Origin of the sequence: Streptomyces sp. NPDC005955, from assembly GCF_042871255.1 — a bacterium.
Classification (GTDB): Bacteria; Actinomycetota; Actinomycetes; order Streptomycetales; family Streptomycetaceae; genus Streptomyces.
Genome location: NZ_JBIAIF010000002.1, coordinates 418,052 through 440,955, shown reverse-complemented (window position 1 = coordinate 440,955; position 22,904 = coordinate 418,052). Strand labels below are relative to the sequence as shown.

General features: G+C 74.5%; 15 protein-coding genes. 5 read left to right on the top strand and 10 right to left on the bottom strand.

Translation table 11 applies throughout. The annotated features are described in order from the left end of the window. Nucleotides 1–34 precede the first annotated feature (34 nt). Nucleotides 35–901, bottom strand: coding sequence for an alpha/beta fold hydrolase (locus ACFYOU_RS07210; RefSeq protein ID WP_391304022.1), 867 nt, complete (start codon nt 899–901; stop codon nt 35–37). An 89-nt stretch (nt 902–990) separates the two neighbouring features. Between ACFYOU_RS07210 and ACFYOU_RS07205 the strand changes: the two genes are divergently transcribed. The 4 genes from ACFYOU_RS07205 (at nt 991) to ACFYOU_RS07190 (ending at nt 4,647) form a co-directional block, all read left to right on the top strand. After that, a complete protein-coding gene (locus ACFYOU_RS07205; RefSeq protein ID WP_391304021.1) occupies nt 991–1,596 on the top strand; it encodes a TetR family transcriptional regulator in 606 nt (201 codons plus the stop codon). 232 nt (nt 1,597–1,828) lie between these two features. Next, the gene (gene ettA, locus ACFYOU_RS07200) at nt 1,829–3,493 is read left to right on the top strand and encodes an energy-dependent translational throttle protein EttA (protein WP_391304020.1); all 1,665 of its coding nucleotides are present in this window, start codon (nt 1,829–1,831) and stop codon (nt 3,491–3,493) included. A 6-nt stretch (nt 3,494–3,499) separates the two neighbouring features. After that, nucleotides 3,500–3,943, top strand: coding sequence for an acyl-CoA thioesterase (locus tag ACFYOU_RS07195; protein WP_385487262.1), 444 nt, complete (start codon nt 3,500–3,502; stop codon nt 3,941–3,943). After that, on the top strand, nt 3,940–4,647 hold the full coding sequence (locus tag ACFYOU_RS07190; protein ID WP_389762658.1) for a hypothetical protein: 708 nt from the start codon (nt 3,940–3,942) through the stop codon (nt 4,645–4,647). The genes ACFYOU_RS07195 and ACFYOU_RS07190 overlap by 4 nt, the downstream gene beginning before the upstream one ends. Before the next feature lie 12 nt (nt 4,648–4,659). On the opposite strand, the gene ACFYOU_RS07185 is transcribed toward ACFYOU_RS07190, so the two are convergent. The 4 genes from ACFYOU_RS07185 to ACFYOU_RS07170 form a co-directional block, all read right to left on the bottom strand. Beyond that, a complete protein-coding gene (locus tag ACFYOU_RS07185; protein WP_391304019.1) occupies nt 4,660–5,643 on the bottom strand; it encodes an ATP-binding cassette domain-containing protein in 984 nt (327 codons plus the stop codon). 145 nt (nt 5,644–5,788) lie between these two features. Further along, complete coding sequence (locus ACFYOU_RS07180; RefSeq protein WP_391304018.1) at nt 5,789–8,815, bottom strand: FtsX-like permease family protein; 3,027 nt, start codon at nt 8,813–8,815, stop codon at nt 5,789–5,791. Beyond that, nucleotides 8,812–12,234: an FtsX-like permease family protein gene (locus ACFYOU_RS07175; RefSeq protein WP_391304017.1), complete on the bottom strand. Its 3,423-nt coding sequence runs from the start codon at nt 12,232–12,234 to the stop codon at nt 8,812–8,814. Before ACFYOU_RS07175 ends, ACFYOU_RS07180 begins: the two co-directional genes overlap by 4 nt. Before the next feature lie 212 nt (nt 12,235–12,446). Beyond that, on the bottom strand, nt 12,447–12,860 hold the full coding sequence (locus ACFYOU_RS07170; protein ID WP_385487272.1) for a globin: 414 nt from the start codon (nt 12,858–12,860) through the stop codon (nt 12,447–12,449). A 458-nt stretch (nt 12,861–13,318) separates the two neighbouring features. Between ACFYOU_RS07170 and ACFYOU_RS07165 the strand changes: the two genes are divergently transcribed. After that, entirely contained in the window at nt 13,319–14,317 is a 999-nt protein-coding gene (locus tag ACFYOU_RS07165) for a methyltransferase domain-containing protein (RefSeq protein ID WP_391304016.1), read from the top strand. 51 nt (nt 14,318–14,368) lie between these two features. Here ACFYOU_RS07165 and ACFYOU_RS07160 read toward each other — a convergent pair whose 3' ends face one another. From ACFYOU_RS07160 to ACFYOU_RS07140, 5 genes are all read right to left on the bottom strand, one after another. Next, on the bottom strand, nt 14,369–15,691 hold the full coding sequence (locus ACFYOU_RS07160) for an FHA domain-containing protein (protein ID WP_391304015.1): 1,323 nt from the start codon (nt 15,689–15,691) through the stop codon (nt 14,369–14,371). 101 nt (nt 15,692–15,792) lie between these two features. Beyond that, the gene (locus tag ACFYOU_RS07155; protein ID WP_391304014.1) at nt 15,793–17,136 is read right to left on the bottom strand and encodes a VWA domain-containing protein; all 1,344 of its coding nucleotides are present in this window, start codon (nt 17,134–17,136) and stop codon (nt 15,793–15,795) included. A gap of 177 nt (nt 17,137–17,313) precedes the next feature. Further along, nucleotides 17,314–18,786, bottom strand: a complete 1,473-nt coding sequence (locus tag ACFYOU_RS07150; protein WP_391304013.1) for a protein phosphatase 2C domain-containing protein — start codon at nt 18,784–18,786, stop codon at nt 17,314–17,316. Between the two features lie 3 nt (nt 18,787–18,789). Continuing rightward, on the bottom strand, nt 18,790–21,561 hold the full coding sequence (locus ACFYOU_RS07145; protein ID WP_391304012.1) for a tetratricopeptide repeat protein: 2,772 nt from the start codon (nt 21,559–21,561) through the stop codon (nt 18,790–18,792). Beyond that, complete coding sequence (locus ACFYOU_RS07140) at nt 21,558–22,883, bottom strand: hypothetical protein (RefSeq protein WP_391304011.1); 1,326 nt, start codon at nt 22,881–22,883, stop codon at nt 21,558–21,560. The genes ACFYOU_RS07145 and ACFYOU_RS07140 overlap by 4 nt, the downstream gene beginning before the upstream one ends. Nucleotides 22,884–22,904: the final 21 nt, after the last annotated feature.

Genomic DNA, 22,904 nt, shown 5'->3' with positions numbered 1-22,904 from the left:
GGGAGGAGTCGGGGGAAGAGGTCCCGGCTCGCGCTCAGACCGGTGCGTCGTCCGGCCGGGCGGCTCCGATGGGTGTGGCCCGGATGAACTCGCCGATCAGGGTGGAGATCATCTCGGTCTGGTCGAGCATGACCCAGGTGCGGCTGTCGGGAACGGCCGCCGACCGGGCGTCGGGCAGCAGCGCCGCCAGCCGGGCGCCGTGCTCGAACGGGAAGTGCCGGTCCTCGCGCCCGAACGCGATCAGGGCCGGCCGGTCGAAGGAGGCGATCCGCTTCGCCGTGTCGAGCGTGGCGGCCGGGCGGAACCCCCGGGTGACCTTCTCGCAGTCGCGCCGCACCCCGCGGTCGCTGAAGAACGCGTCGACCCAGTCGTCGATCAGGTCGTGGGGCAGCTCGTTCGCGGTCAGCAGTCCGTACGCGAAGGGCAGCCGGCGCAGGGTGCGCGACCGCAGCGACCGGAAGGCGAGGGTGAGCAGTCCGGGCACCCGGGCCGCCGGGACGAGCGACTTGAACCAGGTCGCCGGGGAGTTGTCGAAGCACTCGCCGCTGGTGAGCACCAGGCGGCCGATCCGTTCCGGGTGACGGGCCGCGACGGTCTGGGCGATGGCGGTGCCGTAGTCGTTCCCGACCAGCGTCACTTCGCGCAGGTCGAGCGCGTCGAGCAGATCGGCGACCAGGCGGGCGATGCCGACCAGGTCGAGTTCCGTGTCGGGGGAGAGGGGGATCCGGTGGGCGCCGAACGGGAGGTCCGGACGGATGCAGTGGAAGTCGGAGGCCAGGCGGTCGACGACCGGGTCCCACAGTTTGCTGTCCATGAGGTAGCCGTGGAGCAGGACCACCGGGGGTCCGTCGCCGGAGGACCGGTAGTGGACGGTTCCCTGCGGAAGGGTGATCTGCGGCATGTCTGCACTCCTCGGGGGCAATTTACATACAGCCTGTACGAACTACGGATATAGAATGCATGCAGTCTGTATGAAACTCAAGGGGTGAGATGCAACCGACCAGTAGCAAGCACGAACAGCGCTCCCGGGCCACCCGGTCCGCGCTGGTGGCCGCCGCCCGGCGGCTGTTCGCCGAGCGCGGCTACGCGGACGTCGGCACGGAGGAGATCGTCCGGGCCGCGGGGGTGACCCGGGGCGCGCTCTACCACCAGTTCCGCGACAAGACCGACCTGTTCGACACCGTGGTCCAGACGGTCGAGGCCGAGGTCACCGAGCGGATCGCCACCCAGGCCATGGCGACCGCCTCCGATCCGGTCGAAGCCCTCAGGGCGGGTGCGCGCGCCTTCCTCGACGCCTTCGCCGAGCCGGACGCGGAGCGCATCCTCCTCCTGGACGCCCCCGGGGTGCTGGGCTGGCGGCGCTGGCGCGAGATCGGTCAGGACCAGGGGCTCGGGGTGATCACCGAGGCCCTGGCGGCGGCGATCGGGACCGGAGACCTGGTGGACCAGCCCGTCTCCCCGCTGGCCCACCTGCTCCTGGGCGCGCTCGACGAAGCGGCGCTCAAGGTCGCCCACGCCGATGACCCGGAGGCGACCAGGGCGGAGATGGCCGCGGCCCTGGACCGTCTCGTGGAAGGACTGCTCGTCCGACGCTGAGCCCGCGCCCCCGGCGAGCCGGGGGCGTGCGTCACCCGGCGGACCGGGCCGCGGCGCTCCCCGGCGGACGGGCGCCGTCGTGCGCGCCGGTCGGGCCCCGGTCGGGATTTCGGTTGCCGAGGGCGGGTACGGCAAGATGGGGTGTGTCTGCCCTCATACGGCGGAGTCACATGCCGAGTCGCATCGAGTCACATGTTGACACTTCAGGTATCAAGCTGCCGGACGGTTTCTCTTGGCTGAGTACATTTACACCATGCGCAAGGCGCGCAAGGCGCACGGCGACAAGGTGATTCTCGACGACGTCACCCTGAACTTCCTCCCCGGCGCGAAGATCGGTGTCGTCGGCCCGAACGGCGCCGGTAAGTCGACCGTACTGAAGATCATGGCGGGCCTGGAGCAGCCGTCCAACGGCGACGCGTTCCTGTCCCCCGGCTACACCGTCGGCATCCTGCTCCAGGAGCCGCCGCTCGACGAGTCCAAGACGGTCCTGGAGAACGTGCAGGACGGCGTCTCGGGCATCAAGGGCAAGCTGGACCGCTTCAACGAGATCGCCGAGCAGATGGCGACGGACTACTCCGACGCGCTGCTCGACGAGATGGGCAAGCTCCAGGAGGAGCTCGACCACGCCAACGCCTGGGACCTCGACGCCCAGCTCGAACAGGCCATGGACGCCCTCGGCTGCCCGCCCGGCGACTGGGCCGTCACCAAGCTGTCCGGTGGTGAGCGGCGCCGCGTCGCGCTGTGCAAGCTCCTCCTCGAACAGCCCGACCTGCTGCTCCTCGACGAGCCCACCAACCACCTCGACGCCGAGTCCGTGAACTGGCTGGAGCAGCACCTGGCCAAGTACGCGGGCACCGTCGTGGCGATCACCCACGACCGGTACTTCCTCGACAACGTCGCCGAGTGGATCCTCGAACTCGACCGCGGTCGCGCCTTCCCGTACGAGGGCAACTACTCCACCTACCTGGAGGCCAAGCAGAGCCGCCTCAAGGTCGAGGGCCAGAAGGACGCCAAGCGCGCCAAGCGGCTCAAGGAAGAACTGGAGTGGGTCCGCTCCAACGCCAAGGGCCGCCAGGCCAAGTCGAAGGCGCGACTGGCCCGGTACGAGGAGATGGCGGCCGAGGCCGACAAGATGCGGAAGCTGGACTTCGAGGAGATCCAGATCCCGCCGGGCCCGCGACTGGGCAGCATCGTCGTGGAGGTCAACAACCTCTCCAAGGCGTTCGGCGAGAAGGTGCTGATCGACGACCTGTCCTTCACCCTCCCGCGCAACGGCATCGTCGGCGTGATCGGCCCGAACGGCGCCGGCAAGACCACGCTCTTCAAGATGATCCAGGGCCTGGAGGAGCCGGACGGCGGCTCGATCAAGGTCGGCGAGACCGTGAAGATCTCGTACGTCGACCAGAGCCGCGAGAACATCGACCCGAAGAAGACGCTGTGGGCCGTCGTCTCGGACGAGCTCGACTACATCAACGTCGGCCAGGTCGAGATGCCGTCGCGGGCGTACGTCAGCGCGTTCGGCTTCAAGGGCCCGGACCAGCAGAAGCCCGCGGGCATCCTCTCCGGCGGTGAGCGCAACCGGCTGAACCTCGCCCTCACCCTCAAGCAGGGCGGCAACCTGCTGCTCCTCGACGAGCCGACCAACGACCTCGACGTCGAGACGCTGTCCTCGCTGGAGAACGCGCTCCTCGACTTCCCGGGCTGCGCCGTGGTCGTCTCCCACGACCGTTGGTTCCTCGACCGGGTCGCCACGCACATCCTGGCGTACGAGGGCGAGTCCAAGTGGTTCTGGTTCGAGGGCAACTTCGAGTCGTACGAGAAGAACAAGATCGAGCGGCTGGGCGCCGACGCGGCACGTCCGCACCGGGCCACCTACAAGAAGCTCACCCGGGGCTGATCGGCGATGACCCGTCACATCTACAGTTGCCCGCTGCGTTGGTCGGACATGGACGCCTTCGGGCACGTCAACAACGTGGTCTTCCTGCGCTATCTGGAGGAGGCCCGGATCGACTTCATGTTCCGGCTGGCACCCGGTGACGGGTCCCCGTTGTTCGCCGGCGGGTCCGTCGTGGCCCGCCACGAGATCGACTACCTCCGCCCGCTGGTGCACCGGCACGAGCCGGTGGTCATCGAGTCGTGGGTGACCGGCATCCGCAACTCGTCGCTGACGGTCGCCTACGAGGTCAAGGACCACGAGGGCGCCGAGCAGTCCTACGTACGGGCCTCCACGGTCATGGTCCCGTTCAACCTGGACACCCAGCGGCCCCGGCGGATCTCCGCCGAGGAGCGGGGGTTCCTGGAGCGGTACCTGGTGCCCGACGTCGACGCGGAGGCACTGGCGGTATGAGTCGAACGGTGGACTTCGCCGACGGCGGGGAGGCGGCGGACCTCGCCGCCTTCCTCGTCCGGCTGCTCCACTACGACCGCGGGGCGGCCGTCCGCCTCCAGGCGGCCGGGAGCACGCTCGCGGTCTTCGGGCGGCCCCCGTCGTTCGAGGTGCTGGCGATCCGCACGGCCAGGCTCGCGCAGCCGTACGGGCACGGCGTCGAGGACGCGCTCGACACCACGGTGTCGGCGGGGGAGCTGCTGGAGTCGATCGACGAACGGGCGGGTACGGCCCGGGTGCCGGACGCGGTGACCGGGCCGCCCTGGGCCGGGGTGCTGCCCCCGCGCGGCGGCTGGCGACCCGAGCCGGGACTGCCGTCCGCGCACGCGGTGCGGACGATGGTGGCGCAGGCGGTGGCCGAGTTCCGGTCCCGCACCCAGTCGCTGGAGTCCACCGGGCGCAGCCGGGCGGAGCTGGACCGGATCGGCCGCGAGGTCTGGTCCCGGCCGCTCGGGGACAGCGACCTCCCGGTCCGTGCGGCGCACGCCGCACAGGCCCTCGGTTTCCTCCCCGGAACGACCACCGGTCCGCCGGCGACCGGGCCGTCCGCTGACGCCCCGCTCGCCCTGCTGACCAGCGGAACGTGGCTGCGGCTGCGGACGCCGTTCGGCTCGGTGGCCGTCCGCAGGGCCGGCACCGCCAGCCTCACGGTCACCCCGGCGTAGCGCACCCGCAGGCTACGCGTCCGGCCAGACCCCGATGTGGTCCTCCTCGTGCTTGAGGAGGACCCGGTCCCGCATGCCCAGGCTCTCCGTGTACTCGGCGGGCAGTTGGAGCCGCCCCGCACGGTCGAGCATCGCGTACTCGCGGGCGACCAGGGACTCCTCGCCGGTGGCCGCGTCGACCTCGGTGCGGCGCAGCACCTCGGTGGAGGTGCGGCCGTCCCGGATGGCGACCGTCCGGCGGACCTCGCTGGCCACCGCCTGGTCATGGGTGACGATCACCACCGTCGTGCCCAACTGCTCGTTCGCCGTGCGGAACGCGGCGAAGATCTGCTCGGCGGTGTGGGAGTCGAGCTCCCCCGTGGGCTCGTCGGCGAGCAGCACCGACGGGTCGTTGGCGAGGGCCACGGCGATGGCGGCGCGCTGCTGCTGACCGCCGGACATCTGGTGCGGGCGCCGGTCGCGGCAGTCGGCGACCTCCAGCAGGTCGAGGAGTTCCACCGCCCGCTGCGCCCGGGCCCGACGGCCCCGCAACCCGCGCGGGCCGCCGCTCAGTTGCATGGGCAGCGTCACGTTCTGCGCGGCCGTCAGGTACGGCAACAGGTTGCGGGAGGTCTGCTGCCAGACGAAGCCGACGACCTCCCGGCGGTAGGCCAGGCGCTCCGCGGACCCCATGGTCAGCAGGTCCCGGCCGGCGACGCTGGCGGCGCCCGCCGTCGGTTCGTCGAGTCCGGCCAGGATGTTCATCAGCGTGGACTTGCCGCTGCCCGACGCCCCGACGAGGGCCATCAGTTCGCCCTCGCGCACCAGGAGGTCGAGCCCCTGGAGCGCCTGCACCTCCACGCCGTCGGTGGAGAAGATCCGCACCAACCGGTCGCAGCTGATCAGCGCGTCGTGCCCGTACGCGGGGCGGTCGCGTCGAACGGAGGCCCGCCGTTCCAGCTCCGCGAGCGAGGTGCCGGTGCCGCTGGCGGGCTCGGTGGTCGGGGTCGTGTTCATGAGGTGCGCTCCCGAGGTGGGGCCGATGGGGTACGGGACCCGGGCGGGGCCGATGGGGCGAGTGGGGCCAGCGGGGCGAACAGGGCCGGCAGAGCCAGCAGTGCCAGCGGAGTCAGCGGGGCCAGCGGTGCTGGTGGGCGGGCGGTCATCGTTCGTCCCCCAGCCGTAGTTCCCGGACCGCGTCACGGCGGCCGGTCCACCACGCCTGGACCGCCGCGACACCGACCGTCAGGGCGACCACGGCGAGGGCCGGCAGCAGCAGGGACACCGGGTCCGGCCGCAGCCCGGCCACCCCGGAGGGCAGTTCGCCGGAACCGGACACGGAGGCCAGGGCGACGGCCGTCAGATCGGTGCCGGGTCCGAGCAGCCGGACGGCCGCCCACCCCGCGAGCACCCCGCCGCCCGCCGCGAGCAGGGCCTGCGGCAGCGATTCCAGGACCAGCAGTCGACGTCCGTCCCGGCGGGTGAGCCCCATGGTGCGCAGCCGGGCGAGCAGCGCGGTCCGCTCCGGCGCGGTGCGGGCCAGGGCGAGCAGCAGGGCGAGGGCGGCGAACCCGGCGCCCGCCGCTACGGCCGCCGCGTAGACGCGTTCGGCGCCGGTCTGGAGGGGCGAGTCGGCGTACCGGGCACGTTCCGCCTCCCGCAGGTGGACGATCGTGTCGGGGCCAGCGGCCTTCCGCAGCGCGGCGCCGTCGAGTTCCTGACCGGTGAGCAGCAGTGACGTGGGCCGCAGCGGTGCGCCGAGGGCGCGGGCGTCGACGACCAGGAAGTCCGCGGTCCGCACCGCCGGGGTCACCGGGCGCACGGCGGCGACCCGGACGGTGATCCGCTCGCCGTCGACGCGCAGGGTGACCGGTTCGCGGCCGAGGCGTTCGGCGGTCGCGGGGGAGGCGAGCGCCGGTACGGCACGTGCCCGCTTCGCCCCGTCGGTCAGCGTGCGGGCTGGGAACGCTCCCACCCCGAGCCGCTCGGACAGTTCGGCGTACGCCCGGGCGTCCACCACGGCGAGCGGTACCCGGGCTTCTGAGTCCTCGCCGCCGGCCGCCGCTCCGGTCGGGGGCTCGGACGCGTCGCCGGGCGGCACGCCGAGGGCCACGGCGTCGTAGTCGACGGTCGCCCCGGTCACCGACTCCACCCCGGGGACCTCCCGGATCCGCCGGGACTCCCCGTCCGAGAAGGGCTCGCCGGCGTTGATCCGGGCGTCCGCGCCAGTGCTCAGCAGGGCCGCCCGGTCCCGGGTCTCGGTGATCCCGGTGAGCACCGAGCCACCGAACGCGGCGGTGGTCAGCGCGGTCAGCAGGGCGAGCAGCGGCAGCACCGCGGAGGCCGGGCCGCGGGCCGTGCGGGCCAGCGCGAGGTGGCCCATCAGTCCGCGCAGCCGCCGGGTGGGTCCGGCGAGCAGCCGCAACGGCAGCGGATACAGCCGGACCAGGACGAGGGCGGCGATCACGCCGATCAGCACCGGGGCGAGCGCGACGAGTCCACCGCCCCCGGACCCGCGCTGGCGCAGCACCACGACGGCGCCCACCGCCAGGACCAGCAGGGTCAGTTCGGCGACCGTGCGCCGCCGCGAGGGGCGGGCCGTCGTCAGGTCCTCGCGGTCCACCCCGATCCGTACCGTCCGGTGTGCGGCGAGTGCGCGCACCGGTAGCGCCAGGCAGGCCACGAGCGTCACCGCGGCGGCGGCCAGTACTGCGAGCGGCCACCGCCCCCCGGGCAGGGCGAGCAGGGCCAGGGCGAGGCCCAGGGCCCCGGCGGGCACGGCGACGACGGCCGTCTCGGCGAGCAGCCGCCCGCCGAGTCCGCGCAGGGAGGCGCCGCGGGCCCGCAGCACGGTCAGTTCGGCCCGGCGGCGCCCCGCCGCGAGTCCGCCGGCCATCAGGAGCACCACCAGGGCGACGGTGCCGGTGCCGGACGCGGCGACCGCGACCAACGGCAGGACGCCGTCGCGCAGCTTCCCGTACGCGGTGAGGACCTCGTCGAGTTCGGTGTCCGCGACGGTGTTGACGTCGATGGCGCGACGCGCGTCCAGCAGCGCCGTCCCGTTGACGGTGGAGGCCAGGGCGGCCTGGACCCGGTCGAGTTCGCCACCGGCGAGGTCGGTGGGGTCGGGCGCGATGTTCCAGTACCGCTCGGGGCTCCCCTCGGCGCCGAGCAGCACCGGTGCCGCGTCCGGGTGGAGCAGGAGGGCGCCGAGCCAGTACACCGGCGGGTCCGGCACGGTGGACGGGACCTGCACCAGTGCGGGGGTGCGCAGCAGGGGCTGGGTCGCCCAGTAGGGGCCGTCCGGGTCCTTGGGGTCGACGATGCCGGTGATGCGTACGGCGACGGGGTCCCGCACCACGCCCGGCATCCGCAGTACGGCGCCCGTCTTGATCTTCAACCGTCGGGCGGTCTCGCTGCTCACCACGGCCTCCACACCGGGGCTCCGGGCGGTGACCGTGCTCCCGGCCCGGGGGAGCCGTCCCTCACGGACCTCGGCGTGCGCGTCGAGGCCCTGTTGGGCGGTGAGCGAGAACCGCGGGCGCAGGCCGCGCGGTTCGGGGAGCCAGTCCTCCAGGGTCTCCGGGGGTTCGGCGGTGCGCACCCCGTACGAGGAGTGCGCGTCGTCGGCGGCGAGCGGGGCCCGCAGCGCGTCGACCACGTCCGCGTAGCCCTTGCGCAGCGCGGCGCCGCGCAGGGCCTCTTCGCGCTGCGCCGTCGACAGGTTGGGGTGGGGCTGCGGGGCGCTGAACCGGATGGCGGCCCGGGCGGGGGAGGCGTCGGTGACGGAGTGCCGCAGTCCCTCGTCGCGCAGGCCGTCCACGGCGAGCGGGAGGCCGGCGGCGAGTGCCGCGGTGAACGCCACGAGCAGGGCGAGGGCCAGGGCGGCGCCCCGGGCGGTGCGCAGCCGGGTGCGGACCCAGGGGGCGCTGGGCGGGGTGCCGCGGCGCTTGCGGCCGCCCCACCCCGTCCGTCCGGGCGGTCCGGGCGTCGCCGTCGGTCCGGGTGTCGTCGGGCGGCCGGGGGTCGGGCCGTTCGCCGTGCGCTCGTTCACTGTCCGCCCGTTCGCCACCTGCCGGTCCGTCGGCTCGCGCCGCACCGGCCGTCCACCCGTTCCGCTGCCGTTCTTCGTGCTGTTCGTGCTGTTCGTGCTGTTCCCGTTGTTTCCCTGCTGGTCGTGCCCGGTCACCGTTCCACCGCCGCTCCGAGTGCGGTGGCCAGGTTGGCCGGGCGCCGCAGCGGCAGTGCCGCCGTGATCAGCAGGGGGCCCGCCGCGACCAGCGCGAGCAGCAGGAGGACCTGGCCGACGGGCAGTTCCACCAGGACCGGCGGCACCGGCCGGGTCGCATCGGGCGTCAGCAGGATCAGCGGCACCACCGCGCGGGTGAGCACCGTCCCCAGGGCGGCGCCCACCAGGAGCGCCAGGCACACCAGCACCCCCTGTTCCGCCGCCACCAGTCGGGCCAGCCGGCGGCGGGGCGCCCCGAGGGCGCGCAGCACGGCGAACTCGGTGGAGCGTTCCCGCAGCGCACCGGCGGTGCTCACGCCGAAGCCGACGGCGGCCAGCGCCGCCGCGGCGACCGCCACCGCCGTCAGCGCGGTACCGGGGCCGGCGCCCAGCGGGTCGTCGCGCAGCCCCTGGGCGATCTCGTCGCGGACGAGCACGGTGGCCGGGTCGGTGTCGGACCGTGCGCGCAGCGCCGCCGCGGCTTCGGCGGACTGCCCGGGCGCGGTCGTCAGCCACCACTCGGTGGGCGATACACCGGTGCCGTCGCGTTGCGTCAGGATGCGGTTGACGGCGTTCAGGTCCAACAGCAGGGCGCCGCCGTCGCGGTCGGCCGCGGAGGTGGCCGCCCCGGTGGCGTCGGCGCCCTCGCCGTTCGTCGCGACGGGGGCCCGACCGTCCGGGCCGGTGGTGGGCAGCGCCCGGACGCTGCGTTCGATCCGTACGGGGACGTTGGTGCCGGCGAGCGCCACGTCGACCCGGTCCCCGGGGCGGGCGCCCAGGACCTTCAGGTACTGGTCGGTGGCGATGGCCGGGACCTCCTCGGGCACGCTCCGGTCCGCCATGATCCGGACGGTCACGGTGTTGTCCTCGCCGGACCAGAACGAGCCGCCCGGGGTGTAACCGGTGCCGTAGCGGGCGGTGATCCGGGGGTCCTGCGCATCGGGTCCGGTCAGTTCGGGGCGGGTCGGGCGGGCCTGCTCGCTCAGCGCGTCGTCCGCGCGGGCGACCGCGGACTTCGCCCGCCACGGGGAGCCGAGCCGTACCGGGGCGGCCTCGGTCCCCCCGTCCGCGGCCCGTAGCGCGGCCACGGTGAGCACGTGCCGTTCGGGCACGCCCACGGGTTGGGGGACGTCCAGCTCCAGACCGATGAACGTCAGCGGCCGGGCGGGTTCGCCGGCGGCGGACTCCGCGGCCCCCAGCAGGTCGACGGAGAGGGTACGGGTGCGACCGTCGGCGGTCAGCGTCCCGGCCGGCAGCCGGTACGACAGTCCGTAGCGGTCCTCCACCAGCACGGCCACCCGGGGCGGTTCGTGCGACGCGTCCTTCGGCGGCCGGGAGTCGTCGTCCGGGGCGACCCCGCCCGGGTCGGGCTTCGCGCTCAGCCGGACGTCGAGTTCGAGGCGGGTGGTGTCCTTCGGCAGTCGGGTCCCGTCCCGGGCCGCGGTGATCCCCGCGGACCGGGGGGCCGCACCGTCGGTCAGTTCGCCCAGGTCGGGGCGGGTCAGCACGTGCTCCGCACCCCGGGCGGTGTCCAGGGCGAGGACCGTCGCCTCGCGGTCCCCCGAGAGCTGCGCCGTCGCCCGTAGCGCGGGCACCGCCTCCCGCACCCCGGGCAGTTCCGCGTACCGTCCGGCGTGCCCCAGCCCGGCGACCCCGGCGGTCTGCACCCGGACCGAGGCGCCCGCGCGGAAGTCCGCCTGGTCGTCCTGCGAGCGGTCCCACGACGAGCCCTGGCCGATCGCCAGCATCCCCATCGCCACCGCGAGGACCAGCAGCAGCACGGGCCCCGCGCCCCGCAGCGGACGACGGCTCAGCTGCCAGCCCGCGAGCGCCGAGGTCAGCCCCCGGCCGCTCGCCGCGCGACGCTCGGCGAGCCGGGCGGCCGGCGGCAGCAGCCGCAGGGTCAGCGCCGTACCGGCGAGCAGCGCCAGCGCGGGCGCCGCCACCAGCAGCGGATCGATGCCGGGCTGCCCCGAGCCGTCCTTGCCGAACACGCCCGACTGGGCGGTCTGCCGGTCGAGCTGCCAGTACGCGATGCCCGCGACCGCCACCAGCGCCACGTCCGCGCCCGCCCGCAGCGGCCCGGGCAGCGCACGGCCGCGGCCCCGGGTCGCACCGTCCGAGGTGAGGGCCGGCAGGGTCACCGCGAGCGCACAGCCCAGGGCCACGGCACCCGCGACCAGCCACACCCCGCCGGACGCCACCCCGTCCACCCGCAGCCCGATCCGGGCCAGCGCGCCCTGTCCGGCGAGCAGTTCCGTCAGCGGACCGGCGAGCAGCGGCGCCAGCAGGGCGGCGGGCAGCGCCAGCATCAGCGCCTCCACCGCCGCGAGCGTGCCGATCCGGCCGCGCGAGCCGCCGCGGGCCCGGAGCAGCCCGGTCTCCCCGTCGCGCTCGGCGCTCAACAGCCGCGCCACCAGCAGCAGGGTGTACCCGGCGAGCAGGGAGAGCTGGAGGGCCACGATGAGGAGCGTGGAACGGGACACCAGGGTGGCGCGTTCCGCCCGGTCCAGGACGCCGGGCAGCCCGGTGGTGACGTCGGTGCTCCCGCCGAGCGCCGCCGATCCGCGCAGCGACGCGACGCCTTCGCGGGCCGCGTCGCGCAGTGCGTCGATGCGTCCGGTGCTCATCGCGGAGAAGTCGGCGACGGCGAGCCAGGACGTCTCGCCGGTGCTGACCCGCCCCGCGGTGGCCAGCACCGCCGGGTCGGTGAGCAGCGGCCCGTACGTGGTGAACGACACCTTCTGGACGCCGCGCCCGCGCAGCCCGTCCAACTGCCAGTAGGGGGCGTCGGCGGCGACCGGGCGGTAGACGCCGACGACCCGGACGCGGACCGCGGGCCCGTCCAGCCGGTCGGTCACGGTGAGCGCCGCTTCCCGGTGCCCCGGGTGCACGCCCAGTTCGGCGGCGGCCGTCTCCGGGAGCGCCACCTCCACCTCACCGCGTCGGGAGGCGTCGGGCGCCCGACCCCGCACGATCCTGACCTGGGTGGAGTCCAGCGAGCTGAAGTGCGTGAGGTACGGATTGCCGTCGCGGGCGGCCGGCGGCTGGAGGGACCGGGGAAGCGCGTAGGGGCCGGAGCGGGCCAGTGCACGGGTGGTGAACGGCAGCCCGTCGAAGGCGGTACGGGCCGCGTCCTGCACCGCCTTCCCGGCGGCTTCGGTGGCGCGCCGGTCGGAGGGCGCGACCGGCGCCTTGGCGGTCAGCGCGGTCGCGGCGGTGTCCCGGGTGCGCAGCGTGTGCCGCAGCGCGGCGTCGCCGATGCCGCCGGAGAAGGCGGCGAGGGTCGCGAGGACCGTGGTGGTCAGGACCACGGCGACCAGTGCGGCGGCCAGCAGGAGGCGGTGTGCCCGGACGCGCGCCAGTACGAACCCTGTCACTGCTTGTCCCGCCCCCGCGATCCGCCGTTGCCCGTCGCCACGTGGTCCCGCCCCCGTGGGTGCCCCGTCCCGTGGGTGCCGGCGCGCCACCGGAGGGGCACGCGCGTTCTACGGGAGGTCCCTGGATGCTTTCAGAGTGGAGGGGGGAGCGGAAGGGGCAGCGGGGGCACGAAACGGAAAACGGGGTGCGGAATCCGACTATCGGGGCGGGATCAGCCCGGGCTGTTGATCATCGAGGCGGCGGCGTACGTCATGTACCGCCACAGCTGCTCCTCGTGCTCCTCGGACAGCTCCAGCTCGTCCACCGCGTCCCGCATGTGCCGCAACCACGCGTCGTGCGCGGCCCGGTCCACCGTGAACGGGGCGTGCCGCATGCGCAGGCGGGGGTGCCCGCGCTGCTCGCTGTAGGTCTTGGGGCCGCCCCAGTACTGGATCAGGAACAGGACGAACCGCTCTTCGGCGGGGCCGAGGTCCTCTTCCGGGTACATGGGGCGCAGCAGGGGGTCCTCGGCGACGCCCTGGTAGAAACGGTGGACCAGCCGACGGAAGGTTTCCTCGCCGCCGACCTGCTCGTAGAAGGTCTGCTCCTGAAGGGTGCCGCGCCGAATCTCGTTCACACCGTCCATGGTGTCAGACCGGGTGGCGGAGGACCTGGGTCCTAGGACCCGAGAGGTGGGCCCGGGGCCCGGCTCCGGCTGGGGTGCGCTGCCCCGTGCGGGTGCGTGGTGGTTGCCCGCGCAGTTCCCCGCGCCCCTGATCGGGGCTGCTCTGGCTGGGGTGCGCTGCCCGGTGCGGGTGCGTGGTGGTTGCTCGCGCAGTTCCCCGCGCCCCTGAGGTGCGTCCCTGCCGGGGTGCGTTGTTCAGTGGGGCAGCGCCCCTGACCAGGGGCGCGGGGATGATCAGGGGCGCGGGGAACTGCGCGAACGCGGGACGCACGCCCGCCGGACAACGCACGCCCACCGGGACGCACCCGAAGGGGGCGCGGGGAACTGCGCGAGCAACCACAGCGCACCCGCACGGAACGGTGAACCCGCACAAGAACAGCGCCCTCGCGCACGGCGCCCCGGCGCAGCACAGTGGAGGCATGGGCCCGCACCCCCCTCACAGCGCACCGGAGGGCGACCTGGCGCAGGTCGCCGCCGAGGCACGCGCCGGCATGGTCCGGGCGATCGAGGCGAGCGGCGGCTGGGACGCCGATCCGGCCTGGCGCACCGCCTTCGAGCAGGTCCCGCGCCACCTCTTCGTGCCCTCGTACTGGATCGGGGTGGGCGACGGCCACGAACGGCTGTGGGGCGGCGACCCCGATCCGGCCAGCCGCACCCGCTGGATGCGCGGTGCCTACGCCGACGCCCCGCTGGCCACCCTGCTGCGCGACGGCGAACTGCTCTCCTCGTCGAGCCAGCCCTCGCTGATGGCCAGGATGCTCGCCGAACTGCGGATCGGGCCGCAGGACCGGGTCCTGGAGATCGGCGCGGGCACCGGCTACAACGCGGCGCTCCTCGCCCACCGGGTCGGTGACGAGCGGGTGACCACCGTGGACCTTGACCCGGACATCACCGAGACCGCACGCGCCCATTTGCGGGCCGCCGGCCACGCCCCGACCGTGGTCACGGGCGACGGCGCCCGGGGTTGCCCCGAGCGGGCCCCCTTCGACCGGATCATGGCGACCTGCACCCTCCCGTCGGTGCCGCGGGCCTGGCTGGCGCAGTGCACGCCCGGCGCACTGGTCCTGGCGCCGCTCGCGACGGGACTGATCCGGCTCACGGTGACCGGGCCCGAGGAGGCCGAGGGCAGGTTCCTGCACACCTCGGCGTACTTCGTCCCGCTGCGGGGCGCGGCCCGGCGCCGCACCGGGACCCCGTACCCGGGCGGGCTGCCGCGGCGGGCGCTGCACAGCGAGCTGTTCCAGTTCCTGTTGGCGCTGACGGCCGGGGTGCTGGACCCGCGCGAGGCCGTCAGCCTCTGGCAGCGCGAGGGGCGTCCCGCCCGCGAACGCTACGGCGTCAGCGTGCGCGGGCGGCACACCTGGAGCTGGCTGGACGAGCCCGACGGCCCGTACGCCTGGCCGCTGCCCGACACCTGACCGCCCGGGCCCGCCGTGGTTCCGCCGGACGCCGGCGGAACCGCGACGGGGTCAGCCCCGGTGGATGGTGATCGTCGTCCAGGCGCCCACGTGCACCCGGTCCCCGTCCTGGAGGGGCACCGGGACGAACGGCTGGATCGGCTCGTCGGAGCCGTTGACCGTGGTGCCGTTGGTGGAGTTCTGGTCGACGATCGCCCAGGCCCCGCTCGGCTGCTGCACCAGCACCGCGTGCTGGTGCGAGACGCCCGGGTCCTCCGGGGGCACCGACAGGTCGATGTCCGGGACCTCGCCCGTGGAGTGCCGGCGGCGACCGATGGTGATCTGGTTGCCGATCAGCGGACGGTGCTGCTCGGGCGAGTACGCCGGGAGGTTCAGCCCGACGGCCTCGGGGCCGGAGCGCTGCATCATCGCCAGGAAGTACTCACGGTCCGGACCGATCGTGGCCGACCAGGAGTCCGAGGCCGGGAAGCCCCCGGGACCCGCATGGGTGCGCGGCAAGGGCTCGCCGCCGGGGCCGCTGCTCCCCGAGGGGGGCGAGATGACCCAGTCGTCGTGGCCCTCACCGCCGAAGCCCTGACCGCCGCCGGGCGGGGGCGGCGGGCCCGGGCGCCCGGTGTCCGGGAAGCCGGGGTGGGCGGGCGGCGCGGGCGGGCCGCCCTGCTGGAAGGCGGCCGGGGCTCCCGGTCCGGGGGGTCCGCCGGGGACCTGGCCCACCGGTGGCGGGGACGGCGGACCCCCCGGTCCGGGAGCCCCACCGCCGAAGGACGGGATCGGCTCGGCGGGGCGGTTCACCTGCGAGGGGCGTGACCCCTGGTAACCGAAGGCGTCCTGTCCCGATCCCTGACCGAGCGGACCGGGTGCCTGAGCGTGCTGGCCCGGTGCCTGACCGTGCTGGCCGGGACCGCGGCCGAGCGGCCCGGGGCCCTGGCCGTGCTGACCGTGCGGGCCGGGGCCCTGGCCGTGCGGGCCGGGCGCTCCCCCGGGACCGGGAGGTCCGGGGGGGCCGCTCGGGCCGGGGGGACCGCCGGGTCCGGGAAAACGTCCTGGCGGCGGGCCGCCGAGTCCGCCCGGCGGGCGCGGGGCCGGGGGCGTGTACGAGGTCGCCTTGTTGGTGATGAAGTTCCACCGGCACTCCTCGCAGAAGGGCGCTCCGCCCTCCCGCGGGGTGTGGCACTGCGGGCAGTACTCCGGCTGCACGGGATCGGACCCGGCGCGCGGCGGCGGGCCGCCCGGCGCGCCCGGCGCGGGCGGTGGGAAACCGTAACCGGCCGCGGGCGGCGGTGGCGGCGGCGGTACGGCACCGGTCATGCGGTGACCGCAGACCTCGCACCAGTCGTCGGCACCCGACTGGTGTCCGTTCGGACAGGTCGGCATGTCGGCGCCTCCCCCTCTCCTCTTCCGGCACGGGGCCGGAGCTCGGTCCGCCGCGGCCGGGAGCCGGGGCGGGCTACGGCGGTGAGGCCGTTACCGCCTGCTTACTTCTTGACGCGGACGGTCTTGGTGGACCGGGTTTCGAGAGTCATCTCGTCAGCCTCCGCGACCTTCGCCTTCAGTCGCACAGTACCCGCAGCGGCATCGACCACGTCCACCACCTTCGCCAGCAGCTTGGCGGTGTCCTCGTTCCCGGAGGCGCTGGCGAGCTGGACCGCGCGGCCCAACTTGGCCGTCGCTCCGTCCACATCGCCGGATTTGCGGGCGTCCAACCCTTGTTGGATGACTTGTGCCAGTTCCTCCTGGCCGGTGTAGTGCGCGACCTGCGGGTTGATGGACGTGGACGCCGACATGTCGTCCGTCCACACCGCACGCACCAACCCCTGCGACAGGGGCCGTACGCTCCCGTCGGGTTCCGGGACGACCAGCGACACCCGGGCCGCCAACATCTCCTGGCCGATTCCCGCCGGCGCCACCTCGACGCACACGTGGTAGTCCCGGGACTCGTCACCCCAGGAGCCGGTGGGGTAGTCACCCGCCCGGGGCCCCGCCTCGGTGCGACGGTCCGTCAACTCCTCGACGTTCGGGGCGACCTGCTTCACGAACGCGACCCGCGCGCCCATCGGCGTCCACAGCCGCAGCGCCACGTCCGCGACCTCCTTGCCCATCGTCGACTCCATCATCTGCGTGAAGTCGGCGGCGAGCCCGGCCGGGTCGGCGACGATGTCGGCGGTGCCGAGCAGGGCGGAGGCGATGCCGGTGACCTCCTTGACCTCCCAGTCGGTTCCCACGCCGCGCGCGTCACAGGTGAAGCGGCCCGCACAGGCGTCCAGGGCCTCCCGCAGGGCCTCGGGCGACTCGTGCTCGTTGCGCCCGTCGGTCAGCAGGATGCCGTGCCGGATCGGGACGTCGGCGGTGGCGAGCAGGGCGTCGGCGAGCCGCAGCCAGGTGCCGATGGCGGTGCCGCCGCCGGCCGACAGGCTCCGCAACGCCTGCCGGGCCTCGGCGCGGGTCCGCTCGTCCGCCACCGCCAGGCCCCCGGTCTTCGGGTACACCTCCCGGGCGACATGGGTACCGTCGACGACCGCGAACCGCACCCCGTCCCGCAGGGCGTCGACGGCCGCGGCCGTCGCCTCGCGGGCGCCGCGCATCTTGGTCGCCGGGTAGTCCATCGACCCCGAGCAGTCGACCATGATCACCACCGCGGCCTCCGGGTTCCCCCCGGTGCCGCGCGGGTGCGGTGCGGACGCCGCGGGGCCGATCGTGCCGCCACCGGTCGAGGTGACCGTGACGATCGCGTTGACCTCGCGCCCGCCCTCGGGCAGGAACTCGTTCTGGTACACGTCGACCGAGAACTGCGGTATGGGCGACTTCGAGAAATTGGCCATGGATTCCGCTCCCCCTCGCTGTCCCACGGCACGTGGGCGCGTCTGGTCGTGTACGCCCGCTGGCGCCACGCTCGGGCCGGCCCGCACCGCGGACCCACCCCTTGCCGTACACCGCCTCGGTGCGTCCCGGTTCGCTCCGCCGTCCCGGTCCCACCCCGGCCCGGTCGGCGGCCCGCCTCAGACCGATCCTGCCCCCGGCTCGGGGGCGGGGAACGGCACCAGGGCGACTGTGACGTTGTCGTGGCCCCCGCCGTCGAGGGCGTGACCCACGAGGGTCCGCGCCGCCTCCAGCGGGTGCCGGTGCGCGTCCACCGGGAGCACCGTGGCCATGTTCTGCGCGGACTCCGCGTAGTTCCACAGGCCGTCGGTGCACACCACCACCACCCCGGCCCGGTCCGGCTTGAACGACACGGTGTGCGGTTCGAGTTCGTAGGAGTCGGCGCCGAGCCAGCCGGTGATCGCGTGCGCGCGCTCGTCGGCGTACGCCTCCGCCTCGTTCATCAGGCCCGCGGCGACCATCTGGGCCGCCCAGGAGTCGTCCTCGGTGAGCCGGGCCACGGGGGCCGACCTGTCCACCGGCACCCAGTAGGCGCGGCTGTCGCCGACCCAGCCGATGACCAGGAGTTCATCCGCGACGATCGCACCGACCAGGGTGCAGGCGGGTGCGTTCTGGTGCGCGGTGTCGCCGGTCGGCGCGCCCTCCCCGGCCAGGGCGTTGACCGCCTCCGACGCCGCGACGATCGCCTGGTGCATCGCCTGCTGCGGATGGACGCCCTGCGGCAACAGGTCGAGCACGCACTCGTTCGCCGCGCGGGACGCGGCGAGTGACGCCTCGTCGGGTCGGCTGGCCGAGGACACCCCGTCGCAGACGATCGCGACGACGGCGGGCGAGCCGTCGGGCAGCGCGGCCGAGGAGATCGCGTACGCGTCCTCGTTGCGGTGGTGGCGCAGCCCGCGGTCACTGACCGCGGCGACCGCGTCCAACGCGGTCTCCATGTGGTCGCGTTCCCGGGGCTGGGCCTTGCCGCAGTGTTCGCAGTAGTCGTCCTGGGCGACCCGGCCCACCCCGCAGAACACGCACCGCTTGGCCACGGGACCCGCGGGGTCACCGGCCGCGGGGACGCCCTCGCGGGGGTCTGCGGCCGACGTGGCCGACGTGGGCGACGGGGGCGACGTGGCGGCGACCGGCGCCGGGCTCGGGGCGGGGGCCGGCAGCGGATAGTCGCCGCTGCTGCCCGCCGGGGCCGGGTCGGGGTGGGCGTAGGGCTCGTCGGTACGGAACTCGGGACCGTCCGACGCCGAACGCCCGCCGTACGAGGGGAGGTCACCGCCGCCCGAGGTGCGCCCCGAGATGTCGCCGGCCCGGTGCACCGGTGCGGGGACGCCGCCGCTCACCTCCGGCGCCTCGGGCCACTGCACCCGGGCGCCCGGCGCGACCGCGGCGACCGCGCCGCCCGGGGCCGGGGCACCAGGGGGTCCCGGGCTCTGCATGGCGATGGTGGGGTGGTCCTGCCCGGTGGGCCCCCCGCCGGCGCCCACTGACGACACATCATGACCACACACACCACAGAACCGGTCGCCCGGCTCCAGCGGTTCCGCACACCTGGGGCACCGTGGACCGGCGACCGACCGGGGTTGCTGCGACGACATCAATCACACCCATGTCCGGGGGCGGAAGCGGTTTGCACGTTCCACCAGTTCGATCCTCTCTTCGCCGCCCCGCGCGAGCCGCGCCAGCGTGCGGTACGAACGCTCCAGGCCGAACCGCAGCCCGCGCTCGTCCAGTTCACTGCCGAGCAGCGCCGTCCGGCCACCGGAGCCGCCCGGCACGGCGGAAGGACCCCGGCTACCGGAGAGTACCCAGTCCAGCGCGGTCCCCAGCACCTCGGTCGACAGCCGCTCCCTGCGGACCGCGTCGAGACCGAAGGCGTCCAGCGCCTCCACCTGTCCCGCGGCGGCCGTCAGATCGTCCAGCAGCGGCTGGTCCGGGCCCGCGGCGAGCCGCTTGCGCAGCCGGGCGCGGACGGCCGCGACCCGGGCCGCCGTGTAGTGGATCGAGGACTCCGGCACCGACTCCAGGACCCGTACCGCGCCCGGTCGGTCCCCGGCGGCGAGCCGCACCCGGGCCAGCCCGAACGCGGCCGACACGTAGCTCGGGTCGGTCGTCCACACCAGCCGGTAGTACTCGGTGGCGTTGTCGAGTTGGCCTAGCACCTCCGCGCACACCCCGAGCGCCAGCTTGGGCGCCGGCTCGCCGGGGAACGCGTCGTACATCGCGTCGAACGACAGCGCCGCCGTCTCGTGGTCGCCGGCCGCGAGCGAACCGACCCCCTGGTACCAGATCACCCGCCAGTCCTCGGCGTGGTCCCGCACCAGGGCGTCCAGGATCCGGGTCGCCGCCGCTGCCTCGCCCGTCTCCAGCCGGGCCCGTAGCTCCCGCAGCCGCAGTTCCAGCGAGTCGGCGGGCGCCGAGTGCAGTGCGGAGATCAACTCGGTGGGGGCCGAGGACGCCATCAGACCGGCGAGGAAGCCGGCATTGGGGTCGTCCGGGTCGACGTGGGGCACCGGCAGTGCCAGGGCCGCCGACACGCCGTCCAAGGGGCGCACCAGTCTGCCCGTGAGCGCCGCGGCGGGCGCTCCGGCGGTCAGGGCGGCCGGAGTGTGCGCCCACGTGCCACCCGGTCCTCCCGCGGGACTGCCGCCCGGGCCGGCCACCGAGGCGCCACCGGGGCCCGTGCTCGCCGTCGGCACGGGGCCCGCGGCCGGTCCGGGGGCCAGGAGCGTGCCCGGTGCGGGACCGGGGCCCGACGGGGGGCCGGACGCGGACGGCAGCACGGGACGCCCGGCCGGTGCGCCCGCCCCGGCACCCGCACGCCGACCGCCGAGCACCCGACGGGCGCTGCGCACCGGGCGGGCGCCGAGCACCGACCCCCCGTCGTCACCCGCGTCGAACAACTCCGCGTCGACGACCTTCAACTCCGGCCCGAACAGGGTGGAGAGCGCGGGCTTGGGACGGCCCGTCTGGAGCGCGACGACCTCCCGCAGCACCCCCGTCAGCTGTTCCGCCATCTCCTGCGCCGAAGCGAACCGCCGGGCCGGATCGGGATCGGTGGCCCGCACCAACAACCGGTAGAACGACTCGTAGGTCCGGAAGACCTCGATGTGCTCCGGATCGGGCAACGAGTCCACGAACACGTTGGTGTAGCCCTGGAAGTCGAAGGTGAGCACCGCGAGCGTCCGGGCCACTGTGTACAGGTCCGACGCCACCGACGGGCCGACCTCCGCGACCTCCGGCGCCTGGTAGCCGACCGTGCCGAAGATCGCCGACTCCTCGTCGTCGGTGCGCCGCACCGCGCCCATGTCGATGAGCTTCAGCTCGTCCTCGGTCTGGATCGCGTTGTCGACCTTGAAGTCGCAGTACAGCAGGTTCCTGCTGTGCAGGTGACCGAGCGCCTCCAACGCCTCGATGCCGTACGCGCACGCCTGCTCCACCGGCAGCGGGTCCCGCTTCCCGGTGGGCGTGCGCCGCTCGTTGGCGATCTCCTTGAGCGACTTGCCGCCGACGTACTCCATCACTATGTAGCCGTCGAGGGAGCCCGTGCGCTGGTCGAGGTGCTCCACGAAGTTGTAGATCCGCACGATGTTCGCGTGCTCGATCTCGGCGAGGAACCTGCGCTCCGAGATCGCCGCCGCCATCGCGTCCTGGTCACCCGTGTCCAACAGACCCTTGAGCACCACCCACCGGTCGGCCACCGCACGGTCGATCGCGAGGTAGATCCAGCCCAGCCCGCCGTGCGCCAGACACCCCATCACCTCGTACTGCCCGTGCACGACGTCGCCCCCGGTCAGCTTGGGGACGAACGAGTAGGGGTGCCCGCACTTGGTGCAGAAGCCCTCCGTGCGCCCCGGCCGCTCACCGCGGGAACGGCCCACCGGGGCACCGCAGTCCGAGCGCGAGCAGAACCGCTTGCGCTCGGGCACCTCCGGGTCCTCCAGCACCATGCCCTGCGGGTCGGGGCGCGGCACCCCCGGCACCTCGACCAGGCCCGCGCCGAGCCGGCCCCGGCTCGGCGCCCCGCCGGTACGGCCCGAGGTGTTCACCGACACCGAGCGCTCGGTCAGCCGGCCCGACACCGAACGGGCCCGCGACAGGCGCCCGGACACCGAACGCCGCGACGAGGAGGAGCGCGCGGAGCGGCCGGAGCGCGCCGACCCCGGGGAACCCGAGAGCCCGGACGCGCTGCCCGACCCCGCCGCACCCGTACCGGACCCCGCCGCACTCGTACCCGTCGTGCCGGGGGAGCCGGGACCGCTCCCCGCGGAGACCACCGGCGCCAGCCCGCACGTGTCGCAGTACAGCTCGCCGCCGCCCACGTCCTCGTAGGCGCCCTCGCAGTCCGGCCGTTGGCACGTCGTGCCGGTCATCGGTTCCCCCTCCCGTCCACGGCGCCGCCCTGGTCGGGCACCCTCGGCACCAGTACCTCGGCGGCGGCCCGCTGGTAGCGCAGCACCGCCGACTCGGCCGCCCGCAGATCACAGGGCGCGCTCCACAACATCCGGCGCGCCAGGTCGTACCGCTCGATCAACAACGGATCCTCCGCCAGGCCGTGCCGGGCCACCTTCGCCTTGTACGCGTCGAGCCGACCGCGCAGCTCCGCCCGGACCGCGAGCGGCGCCGTCACCGCGGTCAGCGACTCCCGGGCCCGCACCAACTCGTCCTCCGCCCGCTGCTCCAACGCCTCCAGCAGCGGCGACAGCCGGTGCCACTGGGCGTGTCGACGGTACTCCGAGGCCGCCGCCAACTGCTCCTGGAGCGCGGTCGGCGGTCCCGAGACCGCGGGGACCTCCGAAGCCGCGATCTTGGCCAGCACCTCCCCGCGCGCCGAACGGGCCTCCGCCAGCGTGCGGTCCGCGCGGGACAGCACGTCGCGCAGCCGCAGCAGCCGGGCCTCGGCGTCCTGGCGGACGGTGAGGACCGCGTCGATCTCCCGCCGCACCTCCTCCAGGGCCCGGGCCTCCCGGTCGTAGCGTCCGGTGTCGGGGCGTCCGCCGCCCGGGGCCGAACTGCCGCGTGCGGGGCTCCAGAACGCCAGCGGATCGGACACCACCTGTTCCCGCAACAGGGTCAGGGCGCGGGTGATGCGCTCCAGGTCGTCCCCCGAGGGGTGTTCGCCGGGGCGCACCCCCACCGAGTGGGCGAGCCCCCGGGTGCGCTGGAGTTCGGCCGCCAGCAGGTCGATCCGGGCGGGCAGCGCCGACCACACCGCGTCCGCCGAGACCACCAGGTCCAGCGAACTCGCGTACAGGTCGTTCATGACGGAGACCAGTTCCTCCAGGGTGAACTGGCGGCTGAGCCGGGCCGGGCCGGTGAGCGAGGGGGCGGCTGCGGACTCGGCGCCCTCGGGGCCGGGGACCGTCACGCTGGGCCCGCGCAGCAGCTCCGTCAGCCGCGCCAGGTCCTCCTGGCTGGACCAGCGCCGGCGGGCCCGCAGCTCCCGGGCCGAACGCAACACCTGCGCATAGCGTTCGAAGTAGGCCCACAGCACGGAGATCGAGGCGTCCGTCCGCGCCCACCGCTCACGGGTGGTGCCGGTCAGTTCGGCGCCTTCGAGCAGCCTGCGGCCCGCATGGTCCTGGAGCGCGAGGAGCGACGTCTCGATGGCCTCGTGCTCCGCGCCGAGCCGCGCCAGCGCACGGTCCACCTCGTCCCGGTCCATCACCGGACCAGCGGGTCCCGTGCCGCCCATCGATCACCTCACCGTTCTCGG

What these genes read in the sequence shown, in the direction of transcription:
- ACFYOU_RS07210 (WP_391304022.1), bottom strand. Translation starts at nt 901, where the DNA reads ATGCCGCAGATCACCCTTCCGCAGGGAACCGTCCACTACCGGTCCTCC.
- ACFYOU_RS07205 (WP_391304021.1), top strand. Translation starts at nt 991, where the DNA reads ATGCAACCGACCAGTAGCAAGCACGAACAGCGCTCCCGGGCCACCCGG.
- ACFYOU_RS07195 (WP_385487262.1), top strand. Translation starts at nt 3,500, where the DNA reads ATGACCCGTCACATCTACAGTTGCCCGCTGCGTTGGTCGGACATGGAC.
- ACFYOU_RS07190 (WP_389762658.1), top strand. Translation starts at nt 3,940, where the DNA reads ATGAGTCGAACGGTGGACTTCGCCGACGGCGGGGAGGCGGCGGACCTC.
- ACFYOU_RS07185 (WP_391304019.1), bottom strand. Translation starts at nt 5,643, where the DNA reads ATGAACACGACCCCGACCACCGAGCCCGCCAGCGGCACCGGCACCTCG.
- ACFYOU_RS07170 (WP_385487272.1), bottom strand. Translation starts at nt 12,860, where the DNA reads ATGGACGGTGTGAACGAGATTCGGCGCGGCACCCTTCAGGAGCAGACC.
- ACFYOU_RS07165 (WP_391304016.1), top strand. Translation starts at nt 13,319, where the DNA reads ATGGGCCCGCACCCCCCTCACAGCGCACCGGAGGGCGACCTGGCGCAG.
- ACFYOU_RS07160 (WP_391304015.1), bottom strand. Translation starts at nt 15,691, where the DNA reads ATGCCGACCTGTCCGAACGGACACCAGTCGGGTGCCGACGACTGGTGC.
- ACFYOU_RS07155 (WP_391304014.1), bottom strand. Translation starts at nt 17,136, where the DNA reads ATGGCCAATTTCTCGAAGTCGCCCATACCGCAGTTCTCGGTCGACGTG.
- ACFYOU_RS07150 (WP_391304013.1), bottom strand. Translation starts at nt 18,786, where the DNA reads ATGTCGTCGCAGCAACCCCGGTCGGTCGCCGGTCCACGGTGCCCCAGG.
- ACFYOU_RS07145 (WP_391304012.1), bottom strand. Translation starts at nt 21,561, where the DNA reads ATGACCGGCACGACGTGCCAACGGCCGGACTGCGAGGGCGCCTACGAG.
- ACFYOU_RS07140 (WP_391304011.1), bottom strand. Translation starts at nt 22,883, where the DNA reads ATGGGCGGCACGGGACCCGCTGGTCCGGTGATGGACCGGGACGAGGTG.